This window comes from Novosphingobium silvae (genome assembly GCF_009856825.1).
Lineage (GTDB): Bacteria > Pseudomonadota > Alphaproteobacteria > Sphingomonadales > Sphingomonadaceae > Novosphingobium > Novosphingobium silvae.
Genome location: NZ_WVTD01000007.1, coordinates 200969 through 215542 on the forward strand (window position 1 = coordinate 200969; position 14574 = coordinate 215542).

Consider the following 14574-nt stretch of genomic DNA (forward strand, 5'->3'; position numbering starts at 1 on the left):
CACAATGGCTCTTGCCGCTAGCGGGGCCTGTGCTAGCCATTGGCGCTCAGGACAGGCAAGGCATCGCTCGGGCGTTCCGACGTTGATCTTGGCGTCTCGGGGCAGCCGCGTTCCGGCGCTCGTCGCAGCAAGTCAAGGAGTGCTCTCGTGGCCAGTGAATCCGAGCTCGGTATCAAGCCCGTCACGTCCTCCGAACTGGACCAGCACATCATGCGCGTCCTCCGCAATCGGGTGGGCAAGGACGAGCGCGCGGCGAAGCAGCACGACTGGTACCGCGCGGCGATCTATGCCCTGCGCGACGAAATCATCGATGCCTGGTTCAAATCCACCCGCCGCACATACGATGCAGGCGGAAAGCGGGTGTACTATCTTTCCATGGAGTTCCTGATCGGGCGCTTGCTGCGCGACGCCCTGTCGAACATGGGCTTGACCCGCGAGATGGAAAAAGCCCTGGCCGCCCACGGCCTTGACCTTGCCGAGCTCGAGGAGATGGAGCCAGATGCGGCGCTCGGCAACGGCGGTTTGGGCCGGCTCGCGGCTTGCTTCATGGAGAGCCTCGCCACTCTCGATATTCCGGCCTACGGCTACGGCATCCGCTATGTGAACGGCATGTTCCGCCAGCGCATCGAGGACGGCTGGCAGGTCGAGCTACCGGAAACCTGGCTTGCTCACGGCAACCCCTGGGAGTTCGAGCGGGTGGAGAGCACCTACCTCATCGGCTTCGGAGGAGAAGTTGTCGCGCATGGGGACGGCGTGGTGTGGGACCCGGCCGAGAAAGTGGAAGCGACCGCAGTCGATACGCCGGTGGTTGGATGGAAGGGGAAGCGCGTAAACACGTTGCGCCTGTGGACAGCCAATCCGGTCGACCCTCTCAAGCTGGACGCGTTCAACGCGGGAGACCACCTGGGGGCGCTGTCGGAGCAAATGCGGGCCGAAAGCCTTGTGCGCGTGCTCTACCCAGCGGATTCCAGCGCGGCCGGGCAGGAACTGCGGCTGCGACAGGAGTACTTCTTCACCGCCGCTTCCATTCAGGACATCGTTCGCCGGCACGTCCAGTACGCCGGAGACGTGCGGACCTTGCACGAAAAGGCCGCGATACAGCTCAACGATACGCACCCATCGGTTGCTGTCGCCGAGCTGATGCGCCAGCTTGTGGACGTCCATGGGCTTGAATTCAGCGAGGCGTGGGAAGTCTGCAAGAAGACCATCTCCTACACCAACCATACATTGCTGCCGGAAGCGCTCGAGACCTGGCCCTTGCCGCTGTTCGAGCGGTTGCTCCCCCGGCACATGCAGATCATCTATGCGATCAACAGTCGCGTCCTGCGTGAAGCGCGCAAGACCGGTTGTACCGACGCGCAGATTGCCGCGATCTCCCTCATCGACGAGAGCGGCGAACGGCGGGTGCGCATGGCGAACCTCGCCTTTGTGGGCGCTCATTCCGTCAATGGCGTGGCGGCGCTTCATACCGAGCTGATGAAGGAGACCGTTTTCGCCGATCTCCATGCGCTTTACCCCACGCGCATCAATAACAAGACCAATGGCGTCACGCCTCGCCGATGGCTGCAGCAGTGCAATCCGGGGCTCACCGAGGTCATAAAGGACGCGATCGGGCCTGCCTTCCTGGACGATGCAGCCCGGCTTTCAGACCTCCAGGCGATGGCAGAGGATGCCGCGCTGGGCGAGCGCATCGACGAGGTCAAGCGGGCGAACAAGGTCGCTCTTGCCGAGCATATCCGTCGCACCATGGGCATTCGGCTGGATCCGGGTGCACTGTTCGACGTGCAAATCAAGCGCATCCACGAGTACAAGCGCCAACTGCTCAACCTGATCGAGACTGTCGCGCTGTACGACCAGATCCGCAGTCATCCCGAACGCGACTGGGTGCCGCGCGTAAAGATCTTCGGCGGTAAGGCGGCGCCAAGCTATCACAACGCCAAGCTGATCATCAAACTGGCGAACGACATTGCCCGACGCGTGAATTCGGATCCCTCGGTCGGTGGCCTGCTGAAGGTGGTCTATGTTCCCAACTACAATGTGAGCTATGCGGAACGGATCATTCCCGCTGCCGATCTTTCGGAGCAGATCTCTACGGCCGGAATGGAAGCCTCCGGTACCGGCAACATGAAGTTCGCGCTGAACGGCGCGCTCACCATCGGTACTCTTGATGGTGCGAACGTGGAAATCAAGGAGCGCGTGGGCGACGATAACATCGTCATCTTCGGTCTGACAGCCGAGGAAGTCGCGGCAAAGCGGGCGGGGGAGTACAACCCGCGTGAGCTGATCGAACAATCCCGCGAGCTTTCACAGGCGCTTTCCGCGATCGCTTCGGGCGTGTTTTCGCCCGACGATCCCAACCGCTATCACAGCCTGATCAACGGCATCTACGAAAACGACTGGTTCATGTGCGCGGCGGACTTCGACGCCTATGCCGCCGCCCAGCGCGAGGTCGACGACCGGTGGGAGAATAAAGCCGGTTGGCGGGCTTCCATGATACGGAACATTGCCAATGTAGGGTGGTTCTCCTCGGACCGGACTATCGGTGAGTACGCCAAGGAAATCTGGAAAGTCCTGTGAAGCCATCCGAAAGTGCCATCGATACGCTGCTTCACGGGGTAAACTCCGACCCGTTCTCCCTGCTGGGTGCACATGCCGCGCCCGACGGAACATATCTTCGTGCAATCCTGCCGGGCGCCGAATGCGTCGAGGCCTTCAGCCTGGACGGGCGGCGCCTCGGTACTCTCGAGAAGGTCGACGAACGCTTCCTGTTCGAGGGCCGTCTACGGATCAAGCCTCAGCCTATCCGCTACCGCTGCAGCGCGCAGGAGCATGACTGGCTGATCACCGACCCATACACCTTCGGTCCGGTCCTGGGACCGGTGGACGATCTGCTGATCGCCGAAGGTACGCACTTCCGTCTGTTCGACAAGCTGGGTGCCCACATCATCGAGCACGAGGGCGCGAAAGGCGTTCACTTTGCCGTGTGGGCTCCAAATGCCCAGGTCGTCAGCGTGGTTGGGGACTTCAACGATTGGGACCCCCGCCGCCACGTCATGCGCAACCGCATCGACATTGGTGTGTGGGAGATATTCATCCCGGACATCGGCGATTATCGCGCCTACAAGTATCACATCGTCGGCGCCGATGGATCGGTGCAGCCGCTGAAGGCTGATCCTTTCGCCTTCATGTCGGAGATTCGCCCAGCGACCGCGTCGATGACAGCGCTTCCGGCCAAGCTCGACTGGGGGGATGAGGCGCACCGGTCGCACTGGGCATCGGTCGATGCGCGCAAGACGCCGATCTCCATCTATGAGGTGCACGCCGGTTCCTGGCAGCGCGACCGTTGGGACTGGTTCCTCAACTGGGATGACCTTGCCGACCAGCTCATCCCCTACGTGGTAGAGATGGGCTTTACTCACATCGAGTTCATGCCCATCAGCGAGCATCCCTACGATCCATCGTGGGGTTACCAGACGACCGGCCTGTTCGCGCCGAGTTCCCGCTTCGGTGAACCGGCCGGCTTTGCCCGCTTCGTCGATGGCGCCCATCGCGCCGGTATCGGCGTTCTGCTCGACTGGGTGCCGGCACACTTTCCGAAGGACGATCATGGGCTCGTGCGTTTCGACGGCACCGCCCTTTACGAGCACGAGGATCCCCGTCTCGGTTTTCAGCCCGACTGGAACACGCTGATCTACAACTTCGGTCGCCGCGAGGTATCGAGTTTCCTCGTCAACAACGCCCTGTTCTGGGCGGAGCGCTATCACGTCGATGGTCTGCGCGTCGATGCCGTGGCCTCAATGCTGTATCGCGACTACTCGCGCAAAGCGGGGGAGTGGATACCCAACAAGGAAGGTGGCCGCGAAAACTGGGAAGCCGTGGAGTTCCTGAGGGCAACGAACCGCGCCGTTTATGCCCAGCATCCCGGCTTCATGACCATCGCCGAGGAATCCACGGCATGGCCGGGGGTCACCCAGCCGGCCTATGAGGGCGACGGCAAGGGCAAGGAAACCGCTCTCGGCTTCGGCTTCAAATGGAACATGGGCTTCATGCACGACACGCTGCGCTATATGGCGCGCGATCCCGTGCACCGGCGTTACCATCATGACGATCTGACGTTCGGCCTGATGTATGCTTTCTCCGAGAACTACGTCCTTCCGCTCAGCCACGACGAGGTGGTGCACGGCAAGGGCTCGCTGCTCGGCAAGATGAGCGGTGATGACTGGCAGAAGTTCGCAAACCTGCGCGCGTACTATGCCTTTATGTGGGGATATCCGGGCAAGAAGCTGCTCTTCATGGGGCAGGAGTTTGCTCAGCGCCGGGAATGGAGCGAGGATCGTGCGCTCGATTGGGATCTAAGAGGCGCGCCGGCTCACGAGGGCGTGCGCAACCTCGTCAAGGATCTGAATCGCCTGTACCGCACGAAACAAGCCCTTCACGCCGGAGACTGTGATGCAGGCGGGTTCGAGTGGCTGATCGTGGATGATGCCGCGAACTCTGTCTTCGCGTGGCTGCGAAAGGCGCCGGGCGCCAATCCGGTCGCAGTGATCGCCAACATGACTCCAAAGATGCACAGCGGCTATGACGTGCCTCTCCCTCATGACGGCAACTGGAACGAGGTCCTTAACAGCGACTCCGTTCACTACGGAGGAACCGGCAAGGGCAACCTGGGCCAGGTGAAGGCAAATGGCGGCCGGGCAAGCGTCACACTGCCCCCGATGGCCACGATCATGCTCGAGTATGCCGGCTGAGCAACGGCACAACGATAACCCGTCGCATGGCGACCATGGAGAGTGAGCGATGAGAACACCGTCAGGCCCGCTTGCGCGCGAAGCCATGGCATACGTCCTTGCCGGCGGGCGCGGCAGCCGTCTCAAGGAGCTGACCGATAATCGGGCCAAGCCTGCGGTTTACTTCGGGGGCAAGGCGCGCATCATCGACTTCGCTCTTTCGAACGCCATCAACTCGGGCATCCGCCGTATCGGTGTCGCCACGCAGTACAAGGCGCATAGTCTGATCCGGCACATGCAACGCGCCTGGAACTTCATGCGGCCGGAGCGCAACGAAAGCTTCGACATTCTTCCGGCAAGTCAGCGTATTTCGGAACTCCTCTGGTATGAAGGCACGGCCGACGCCGTCTACCAGAACATCGACATCATCGAAGTGCACGATCCCAAGTACATGGTCATCCTGGCGGGGGATCACGTCTACAAAATGGACTACGAGTTGATGTTGCAGCAGCACGTCAACTCCGGGGCCGACGTGACGGTGGGATGCCTTGTCGTACCGCGCATGGAAGCAGTGGCGTTTGGCGTCATGCATGTCGACAATTCAGACCGCATCACCGCCTTTGTCGAGAAGCCTGCCGATCCGCCCGGCATACCGGGCCAGGAAGACATGGCCTTGGCGTCCATGGGCATCTACGTCTTCAACACCGACTTCCTGTTCGACCAACTGCGCCGGGATGCGGCCGACCCCGACAGCAAGCGCGACTTTGGCGGCGACATTATCCCGTACATCGTCAAGCACGGCCATGCCCAGGCGCATCGTTTCACGGACAGCTGCATCCGCGCTGCGGAAGAAATAGAGGAATACTGGCGCGATGCCGGTACTCTCGACGCATATTTCGAAGCCAACCTCGATCTGACCGATACAGTGCCGAAGCTGGATATGTACGACCGTGAGTGGCCGATCTGGTCCGATGCCGTCGTCGCTGCTCCTGCCAAGTTCGTCCATGACGAAGATGGCCGCCGCGGCCATGCAATTTCGTCACTCATTTCGAACGATTGCATCGTCTCGGGCGCGCTCGCCAAGCGCTCGTTGCTGATGACGGGCGTGAAGATGGGGAGCTTCTCCTGTGTGGAGGAGGCGGTGGTTCTTCCCCATTGCAACATCGGGCGCCATGCCCGCCTGAAACGCGTGATCATCGATTCCGGCGTCCGTATTCCGGAAGGGCTTGTGGTAGGTGATGACCCGGAACTCGACGCGCAGCGTTTCCGGCGAACCGAGAATGGCGTTTGCCTCATCACGAAGCCGATGATCGACCGGTTGGACCTGTAATCGACTGAAAGCGGGATGTGTTCGCGTGCGAAATGCCTTGCGTGCAATGCCCTTGAGCGGACCTGTACCAGTCCTTCGAACCTCAAGAAGAAACGCTCCATGATTTCGATCCGGTCATGACACTCAAGGTTCTGTCTGTCGCCTCAGAGGCCGTTCCGCTTGTTAAGACGGGCGGCCTGGCCGACGTGGTCGGAGCGATGCCGGCCGCGCTTTCTCCGCATGGCGTCGACGTGACGACCCTGTTGCCGGGCTACCCGGCTGTTCTTTCGACCCTACGGCGCCCACGCGTTCTGCATAGCTGGCCTTCGCTAGTCGGTACGCCAGCCCGCCTGCTCGCAGGCGATCTGGACGACAAGGGGCATCCGCTGTTCGTCCTCGACGCACCGGCTCTCTACGCGCGCGAAGGTGCGCCTTACACCGATGCTGCCGGACGCGACTGGGGCGACAACTGGCAACGCTTCGCCGCGCTTGGCAGGGCTGCCGCGGATATCGCGGGCGGCGCCATCTTGAAGCGTGGAAAGAGACAGCAGTTCGACGTGGTCCATGCCCACGATTGGCAGGCGGCACTCGCGCCTGCGTACTTGCGCTTTGCGCCGCATGGCGCGGAAGGACGGCGGCCCTCCGTCATCACGATCCACAACATGGCCTTCCAGGGCTGGTCCGGCCCGGAAGTGTTTCCACGCCTGGGTCTGCCTCCTGAGGCATGGGCGCTCGATGGTGTGGAGTACCACGGGGGCGTGGGAATGCTGAAGGCCGGGCTTTCCTGCGCCGACGCCGTAACTACCGTCAGCCCGACCTACGCCCGCGAGATTCGATCCGCCGCGTTTGGAATGGGGCTTGAGGGCCTTATCGTGGAGCGCGGGGACGCCGTGCACGGCATTCTCAACGGCATTGATGCGGAGGTATGGAATCCCGCAGCGGACGTCGCTCTTCCGTCCCGATATGGCCACCGCACGCTTGAGCGCCGCCGCCTCAACAAGCGAGCCTTGGAGGCTGAGTTCGGGCTGGACCCCAGCATCGAGGGTGATGGCCCGCTGTTCATCGTGGTGACGCGGCTGACTTGGCAGAAAGGCATGGACGTCCTGTGCGAGGCGATCGATCATCTCGTGGGGATTGGTGGCAGGTTGGCGCTGCTGGGTTCAGGCGACGCGGCGATTGAACGCGCGCTGTTCGATGCTGCTGCGCGACATCCCGGGCGAGTGGGCATACGGGTTGGCTATGACGAGGCGCTTTCGCATCGAATGCAGGGCGGGGGCGATGCCATTCTCATCCCCTCGCGCTTCGAGCCTTGCGGTTTGACCCAGCTTTATGGCCTTGCCTACGGCTGCCTTCCTGTGGTCGCAAGCACGGGTGGGTTGGCGGATACCGTGATTGATGCCAACCCGGCAGCTCTCGCGGCAGGTTGCGCCACGGGCATCCAGTTCACGGGCGTGAACTATGATGGACTTGCTGCCGCATTGAGCCGCACGGTCGCGCTTTATCGGCAGCCGCAAGTATGGCAGCGCATGCAGAAGAACGCGATGAAGTGCGACTTTTCGTGGAAAGCCAGTGGCAAGGCATACGCGGAATTGTACGCTGCACTGAGCGCATGAATGCACTTGGCGCACGGGTTCTCTCGGGCACCACGCACTTTGCGGTCCGCTCGCCGCTTGCCGACATGGTCTGGCTGTGCCTGTTCGAGGGAGCGGCGGAAAAGCGCTTTCCGATGGAGCGACGCGGACTGGACTGGGTGTTGGAAGTCTCGGGGGAGCTTTCCGGCACGTGCTACGGCTATCGTGCGGCCGGGGAATGGGCTCCGGAACGAGGAGCATGGTTCGATCCCGCCAAATTGCTGGTCGACCCCTATGCGCTGGAGCTTGACCGGCGCTTCCTACAGGATCCTAAACTAACGATTTTCGGCGATGATACCGCCGACATCGTTCCGCGTGCGATCGTTCCGAAGGCGATGCAGCCTGTGTCTCTCAAGCCCCCGCGGTTCGCGCACGGCGGGCTGATTTACGAACTCAATGTCCGCGGCTTCACAATGTTGCACCCGGAAGTGCCAGCGCACCTGCGCGGCACCATCGCGGCTTTGGCGCACCCTGCCGTCCTGGCGCACTTCAAGAAGCTGTCGGTCACCGCTGTCGAGCTGATGCCGATAGTGGCGTGGATCGATGAGCGGCATTTGCCGCCGCTCGGACTCGTGAATGCCTGGGGGTACAACCCGGTCGCCATGATGGCGCTTGACCCCGGCCTGTGCCCCGGCGGCGTGGCGGAGCTGCGCAATACGGTAGCCGCACTTCATGCCGAGGGTATCGGCGTCATTCTCGACCTCGTTCTCAACCACTCTGGCGAAAGCGATATGCAGGGCGGCGTTCTATCGCTGCGGGGGCTGGACGATGCTGCATACTCGCGGGCAGCGGACGGACAGCTGATCAACGACACGGGCTGCGGTAACACGCTGGACTTCGCAAACCCCGCTGTTCGCAAGCTGGCTCTTGAAACGCTTCGCCACTTTGTCGCGCAATGTGGCGTGGACGGCTTTCGTTTCGATCTTGCGCCCGTGCTCGCTCGCGCTCCGGGTTTCGATCCTGCGGCGCCCTTCTTCGAAGAAGTCGCCATCGATCCCTTGTTGGCGGATCGCATCTTTATTGCGGAGCCTTGGGACACAGGCCCGGGTGGGTATCAGCTAGGCAGGTTTCCACCAAACTGGCTGGAATGGAATGATCGGTTCCGCGATGACGTACGCCGTTTCTGGAGAGGGGATGGGAAGCTGGGCGACTTGGCCTCTCGGCTTGCCGGATCGACCGACATTTTCGGGCATCCACCTCCCGGGCAGCCCTGCCGATCAATCAATTTCCTTGCGGCTCATGACGGATTCACTCTGGCAGACGTCGTGTCGTACGAGCAACGGCACAACGAAGCCAATGGTGAGAACAACCGGGATGGCCATGCAGAGAACCTTAGCTGGAACAACGGCGTTGAGGGCGCCAGCGATGTAGATGATGTAATCGCCCGCCGGGCGGAGGACCTGCGTGCGCTTCTGAGGACGCTGTTTGCTTCCACAGGCACCATCATGTTGACGGCAGGCGACGAGTTTGGCCGTACTCAGAAGGGCAACAACAATGCATACTGCCAGGACAACCCGCTCAGCTGGATCAACTGGGCAGCGCGGGATCTGACGCTTGAGGAAGAGGTCGCCGTCCTCTCTGCCGATCGCGCCAAGGAAATCACAAGCTATCGGGAACTCGCCAAGGAAATCAGGTGGCTGCGCCGAGATGGCGCACCGATGACAATCGAAGACTGGGAGCGGCCTGGCGAAAGCTGGATACGTTATGAAGTGCTTGAGGGCGACAATTGCCGCGCATTCATAATAGATCGTAGCCGTCGCTCCGTAGTATGTGACAATAGTAGTGATGAATAAAAACGCCTGCGCCCGATTGAAAGTGCAATGATATTTAGCTTTGCAGGTGAGGCGATAACACACCGCCCGAAGCTCATGTCTCCGCTCGATGACATTCAAAAGCGCCTGACGGCAGGTATCTGATCGAAGTGCTGCCTTTCAGTACACTCCACGCGAGGCAAGTACGGCAGGAACAGTTCGCAGGCAGATGGAGAGATCGTAGCGCGTGGATTTGCGGCGGGCATAAAGAGCATCCAGACGCACCCGCGCCTCATACGACACTTCGTTACGCCCGCTGACCTGCCAAAGTCCGGTCAGCCCAGGACGTACCGAACAATAGGCGCCGAACCGGCCGCCGTAGCGACAGATTTCCCCCTCGATTATGGGGCGGGGGCCTACAACACTCATATGGCCTGCAAGGATGTTGAACAATTGCGGGAGTTCATCCAGGCTGCTCTTGCGTAGAATAGCGCCAATTGGCGTGATGCGAGGATCATTTCGGAGTTTTTGATCCCGCTCCCACTCTATTCGTGCATCAGCCGATGAATCGAGAAGAGATTCCAGAACTTCTTGCGAATTGACGACCATCGTGCGGAACTTGAGGCAGGGGAACAGCTTGCCGTCTCGGCCCACGCGGTGCTGCACGAACAGGACGGGGCCTGGCGCGGAAAGCTTGATCGCAAGAGCCGAGAGAATGAGGAACGGCAGAAAAACTAGGATGGCTGCCAATGCCACGCAGATGTCGAAAGCTCGCCCACGGGGACTGGTCCCGACACGAAGCTCGTCCATCTCGCCGCTATCCAGCGGAACGCCATCCTGCCGGGCTTCTGTGAAGTCGGTGCAGGAACTGCTCTGATACATCGTGAAAGGCACGACTTGGCCGGTACGCATCGCCTCACCGCGATGAGCCGGTGCAGCTTCCGTCGATCCATCCAAGCAGATTTCAACCGAGTTGCGGATCATGAGATACCATCCCCTTATGGTTGACGGCATGGTAATAGAAGTTAAGGCCAGGTCAATAAGGGCTTGCTGCAATGCGGTATGACTAACTGATCGAAAATGAATGTTTGTACATATATTTGGATGAACATAAACACGCTTGCGGATTTGTACTTATAACTGTCTGTAGATTTTGTATCACTCATAAATCTGAAGAGAAGTCACCTCGTTCAGGTATGAAGTGCTGGCGATGGTTGTGCGTTGGAAAGGACGTTTTGCAGTGCGGAGCCACATGCTTCCGCTGTGCTCACCCTTCCCGGAAAGCTCGGGCGAGTTGATCGGACAACGGCTTCAGTATGTAGCTGAGCATTGTACGACGACCAGTCTGGATGAAGGTCTCAGCAGGCATTCCGGGCCGCAAACGAAGTTCGCCCAGTCGGGCGATCTGGTTCTTGTCCAACGAAACCGTGACCCGGTAGAACGCGCTTTGACTCGCCTGATCTTCGGTGCGGTCTGCCGAGACGTGCCTCACGGTTCCCATCAGTTCAGGCGTGGTGCGCGCGGAAAAGGCGCTGAAGCGAACGACCGCTGTCTGCCCCACGCGCACCTGATCGATGTCAGTCGGTGACACCGTAGCCTCGACAACCATGTTCTCGTCGTCAGGAACAAGCTCCAGGATCGTCTGTCCTGCGGGGATCACGCCTCCAACCGTCCGAAACGCGAGCTTGTCAACGACACCGGCTTGCGGCGCCCGAATGATCGAGCGATCGTAGCTGTCGTCGGCGGCGACTTGTGCTCGCCGCAGCTCGCTGATGCGCGAAAGAAGGTCCATCAACTCGCTGGCCGCTGAACTTCTCGCTTCAGCTTCGATCGAGCCCATCTGCAAGCGCAGTTCGCCGATCCGTGCAACGCCTGAAACTGCGCCTTCCTGTGCACTTGTTGCCTCTGCGGTTAGGCCCGAGGCCGATCGTTCCAAGGCATTCAGGCGATCAAGCGTGGTGTAGCGTTTTTCGTAGAGCCGCCGGGTAGCGTCGAGCTCGCCGGTAATCAGGGCTGCCTGTTCGGAGTAACTTCGCGCCTTCGTTCGGGCACTCGCAACATCCGCCTGGGTCTGGCTGATCCGCTGTGCCAATTGGGCAATCATGGATCGACGCGCGTCCCGCCGCAAAGCAAAGGTTTTACGTTCTTGTTCAAGCAACCCTGCAATCGCGGGATTTCCGGCGCGTTCGGTCAGTTCGGCAGGGAAGGAAATGGCACTGGCCCCATCTCGTTCGGCGGCGAGCCGCGCTGCACGGGCAAGCAGCTGATCAACATTTTCACCAGTGTAATCCGCAGTCGCACCTGTGACTCGCGAATCCAGGCGCATCAACGCCTGGCCCTTCGCAACATGGTCGCCGTCTCGCACCATGATGTCTGCCACTACCCCTCCTGAAGGATGCCCGATTTGCTTGACGTAACTTGAAACCGTGACCTCGCCGGGACCGATGACCGCACCTGTCATCGGCAAAAAAGCCGCCAAGCCGCCAAGGCCCAAGACCAGTGCGCCACAAAGAATAAGGCCGGTACGCACTTCCTTCCGCAGGCTTCGTTCCGGCTGGTAGGAGGGAGGAGACGCGTCGGTGGGCTTACCGCGATATTGGATGGCAGGATTGGACACGGCGCTTTACTCGCTTGAAGGAGAAGGCATGGTTTGAGGCGCGGGATTGAAGTTGATGCGTTTCAGCACCTCGGCGCGTTCTCCCATCTGCACGACGTTTCCATTGGCCATGATCATCACGTGATCGACGTGCGCGAACACGGTGGGGCGATGACCGACAATCACGATGATTGCACCCCGCTGCTTGGCTGCGCGCACAGCTTCGACCAGCGCGTCCTCTCCCGCCGCATCCAGGTTCGAGTTCGGCTCGTCCAGGACGATCAGGAAAGGATCGCCGTAAAGGGCCCGTGCGAGGGCGATGCGCTGCTTCTGTCCGGCGGAAAGCCCACCTCCCCCGGAGCCTCCCAGCATGTATTCGTACCCACCCGGCAAAGCTACGATCATGTCATGCACGGCCGCAGCGCGCGCGGCCCTGATGATGGCTTCAGGATCGGCGTTCTTTTCGAAGCGGGATATGTTCTCGGCGACAGTGCCATCGAAAAGCTCGATCGTTTGGGGCACGTAGCCAATGTCGCGGCCAAGCTGGACAGGATCCCATTGCTCGAGCGAGGCTCCATCCAGCCTTACGGCACCCCGCAACAAGGGCCAGGCGCCAGTCACCGCCCGCATCAGCGTGGACTTGCCCGATCCGCTGTGGCCTATCACGGCGAGCGCTTCTCCTGCAGCCAGCTTCAAGGAGATGTTGGAGACTGTCACTTTCTGGCGTCCGGGTGGGCCGCAGACGACTCCCTGAACCTCAAGGCTGTTGTGCGGACGTGGAAGCGGCATGGGCGGCTCACGCAAAGGGACTCGATCAAGCAGGGCGTTGAGCCGGCGCCACGCCTGGCTGGCCTCGGTCATCTGTTTCCATTGGCCGATAGTCTGCTCGACGGGCATCAGGGCGCGCGCGCTCAGGATCGAGCCTGCGATGATGACGCCTCCTGTCGCATCACCTTCGATCACGAGAAATGCTCCTACCGCGAGGACGAAGGATTGGAGGAACAGGCGGAAGGCCTTGCTCAGCACTTGCGTGCGGCCGGCGACGTCGGCCAATTCGTCATGTGCGGCGATCAGGTTCAGGCTCACAGTGTCCCAACTCGCGCGGCGACGCCCACCCATCCCAAGGACACGCAGGACCTCGCCATTACGCCGGATGTCCTCAGCCATGCTGAAGCGGGCTGCAGCAATCGCGGCCGCCTGCAGGGCGGGCGTTCGAGTCCGTCGATCCCCCAGAACCATCAAGGAAACCATGACAAGCACACCCCCGAGCGTTGCCAAGCCCAGCGCCCAGTGGAACAGGGTGAGGATCAGAAGGAACATCAGAACGTAAGGGAGGTCTAGAAGAGCCAAGGGACCGGGCCCGGTTATATACCCTCGGATCACATCAAGATCGCGCACGGGCGCCGCGCCTGAAGGGAGAGGGCCGATCTCCTGCTCGTAACGACTGATGACATCATAAAGACGGTCGCACAGGCGTCGATCGGCCTTCGCGCCAGCATGTAGCAGGACACGCGAGCGGATCACGTCGATGGCGCCCTGAAACCCATACGCGACCGTCACCATGAGCAGCAAGCCCGCGAGGGTTGCGCCGCTGCGGCTTGCCAGCACATCGTCGTATACCAGCAGCATGAAGAATGAGCCTGCAAGAAGCAGCACATTGAAAACGGCGCTGAACATCAGGATCGGCCAGAGGACGGGGAGTACGGCTTGCAGCATGCCACGCACGCCGGAAAGCAGGTTTTCTCGTAGCGGATCCATTCAGTGACGTCCTGCAGCCGATGGAGGAACCTTTTTCACATTCCGCATCCTCATTGCTCCGTCGGCTCAGGCGCCATTTCGTGGCCAGCTTCTGCGTCGTTCTCCAACTGAACGGGGGAAGGGCGGAATCCGGTTTGAAGGGCGACTGCATCCAGCGCTTCGATAATCGGCCCGGCGGGGAGACCCGCTGGAAGGGCTGGCCGGTATGAATCGGGATCAAAGGGCGGCAGGCTCTCGGCGAAACTCTCGATCCGCAGCTGTCCCATGGCTCCCAGGAGCAAGGCATGCTGTACGTACAGCTGCGCCTGGGCCTGCGCCCTAGCCTGCCGTGAAGTCAGCAGATCGCGAGCCGTATCCAGCACATCGAGGGAGGTTACTTGGCCCGCAAGTTGCTGCTCCCGGGCGCCATCGAGCGCGCTTTGTGCAGAGGCGACGGCGCGCGCATAAGCCGGCAGTGCGCGACGAGTGGCCGCCAGTTGGTCCCAGTAACTTGCGATATCCTCACGCACGTCTCGCGATGTCTGCTCCAATCGCTGGCTGGCTGCATCAGCCAATTCCCTCGCTTCCCGTACCCGGGAGGAGAGCAGCCCAGCCGAATATAACGGCACCGTGAGTCCGACCTGGACCTGGGCGGAAAGCTCCTTTGGATCATCACGTTCGATCGTCAGTGCTGACCTACTTAACAGCGCGTTGACGAAGTCGGTGTGATCTGATTCAGCCTGGATACGGAAAGAAGGCGGTCAGCGACGATGGCGATGCGACGTGATGGTGATGTGCAGGCGGATCTGATCGTGTCGTGGTC

General features: G+C 61.0%; 9 protein-coding genes. 5 read left to right on the forward strand and 4 right to left on the reverse strand.

Annotated features, from left to right (window positions below):
• Positions 1–171: 171 nt before the first annotated feature.
• The 5 genes from GR702_RS11730 to glgX all read left to right on the forward strand — a co-directional run bounded on the left by GR702_RS11730 (position 172) and on the right by glgX (position 9460).
• Entirely contained in the window at positions 172–2577 is a 2406-nt protein-coding gene (locus GR702_RS11730; RefSeq protein WP_419880297.1) for a glycogen/starch/alpha-glucan phosphorylase, read from the forward strand.
• On the forward strand, positions 2574–4748 hold the full coding sequence (glgB, locus tag GR702_RS11735) for a 1,4-alpha-glucan branching protein GlgB (protein ID WP_160986066.1): 2175 nt from the start codon (positions 2574–2576) through the stop codon (positions 4746–4748). Before GR702_RS11730 ends, glgB begins: the two co-directional genes overlap by 4 nt.
• 49 nt (positions 4749–4797) lie before the next feature.
• Positions 4798–6057 (forward strand): glucose-1-phosphate adenylyltransferase, encoded by a 1260-nt coding sequence (gene glgC / locus GR702_RS11740; RefSeq protein WP_160986067.1) that lies wholly within the window; start codon positions 4798–4800, stop codon positions 6055–6057.
• Positions 6058–6173: 116 nt separating this feature from the next.
• Positions 6174–7649, forward strand: coding sequence for a glycogen synthase GlgA (gene glgA / locus GR702_RS11745; RefSeq protein WP_160986068.1), 1476 nt, complete (start codon positions 6174–6176; stop codon positions 7647–7649).
• Positions 7646–9460 carry a glycogen debranching protein GlgX gene (gene glgX / locus GR702_RS11750; protein ID WP_160986069.1) on the forward strand — a complete coding sequence of 605 codons (1815 nt, stop codon included), beginning with the start codon at positions 7646–7648 and terminating at the stop codon, positions 9458–9460. The genes glgA and glgX overlap by 4 nt, the downstream gene beginning before the upstream one ends.
• Positions 9461–9598: 138 nt before the next feature.
• On the opposite strand, the gene GR702_RS11755 is transcribed toward glgX, so the two are convergent.
• The 4 genes from GR702_RS11755 to GR702_RS11770 form a co-directional block, all read right to left on the reverse strand.
• Positions 9599–10402: a sugar transferase gene (locus tag GR702_RS11755; RefSeq protein WP_237449678.1), complete on the reverse strand. Its 804-nt coding sequence runs from the start codon at positions 10400–10402 to the stop codon at positions 9599–9601.
• Between the two features lie 283 nt (positions 10403–10685).
• Complete coding sequence (locus tag GR702_RS11760) at positions 10686–12035, reverse strand: HlyD family type I secretion periplasmic adaptor subunit (protein WP_337192591.1); 1350 nt, start codon at positions 12033–12035, stop codon at positions 10686–10688.
• A gap of 6 nt (positions 12036–12041) precedes the next feature.
• Complete coding sequence (locus tag GR702_RS11765; RefSeq protein ID WP_160986070.1) at positions 12042–13772, reverse strand: type I secretion system permease/ATPase; 1731 nt, start codon at positions 13770–13772, stop codon at positions 12042–12044.
• A gap of 50 nt (positions 13773–13822) precedes the next feature.
• Positions 13823–14497, reverse strand: coding sequence for a TolC family protein (locus tag GR702_RS11770; RefSeq protein ID WP_160986094.1), 675 nt, complete (start codon positions 14495–14497; stop codon positions 13823–13825).
• Positions 14498–14574: the final 77 nt, after the last annotated feature.

Bases quoted from the DNA above. Each gene is read 5' to 3' on its own strand.
- glgX (WP_160986069.1), top strand. From the start codon at position 7,646: ATGAATGCACTTGGCGCACGGGTTCTCTCGGGCACCACGCACTTTGCG.
- glgA (WP_160986068.1), top strand. From the start codon at position 6,174: ATGACACTCAAGGTTCTGTCTGTCGCCTCAGAGGCCGTTCCGCTTGTT.
- GR702_RS11755 (WP_237449678.1), bottom strand. From the start codon at position 10,402: ATGATCCGCAACTCGGTTGAAATCTGCTTGGATGGATCGACGGAAGCT.
- GR702_RS11765 (WP_160986070.1), bottom strand. From the start codon at position 13,772: ATGGATCCGCTACGAGAAAACCTGCTTTCCGGCGTGCGTGGCATGCTG.
- glgC (WP_160986067.1), top strand. From the start codon at position 4,798: ATGAGAACACCGTCAGGCCCGCTTGCGCGCGAAGCCATGGCATACGTC.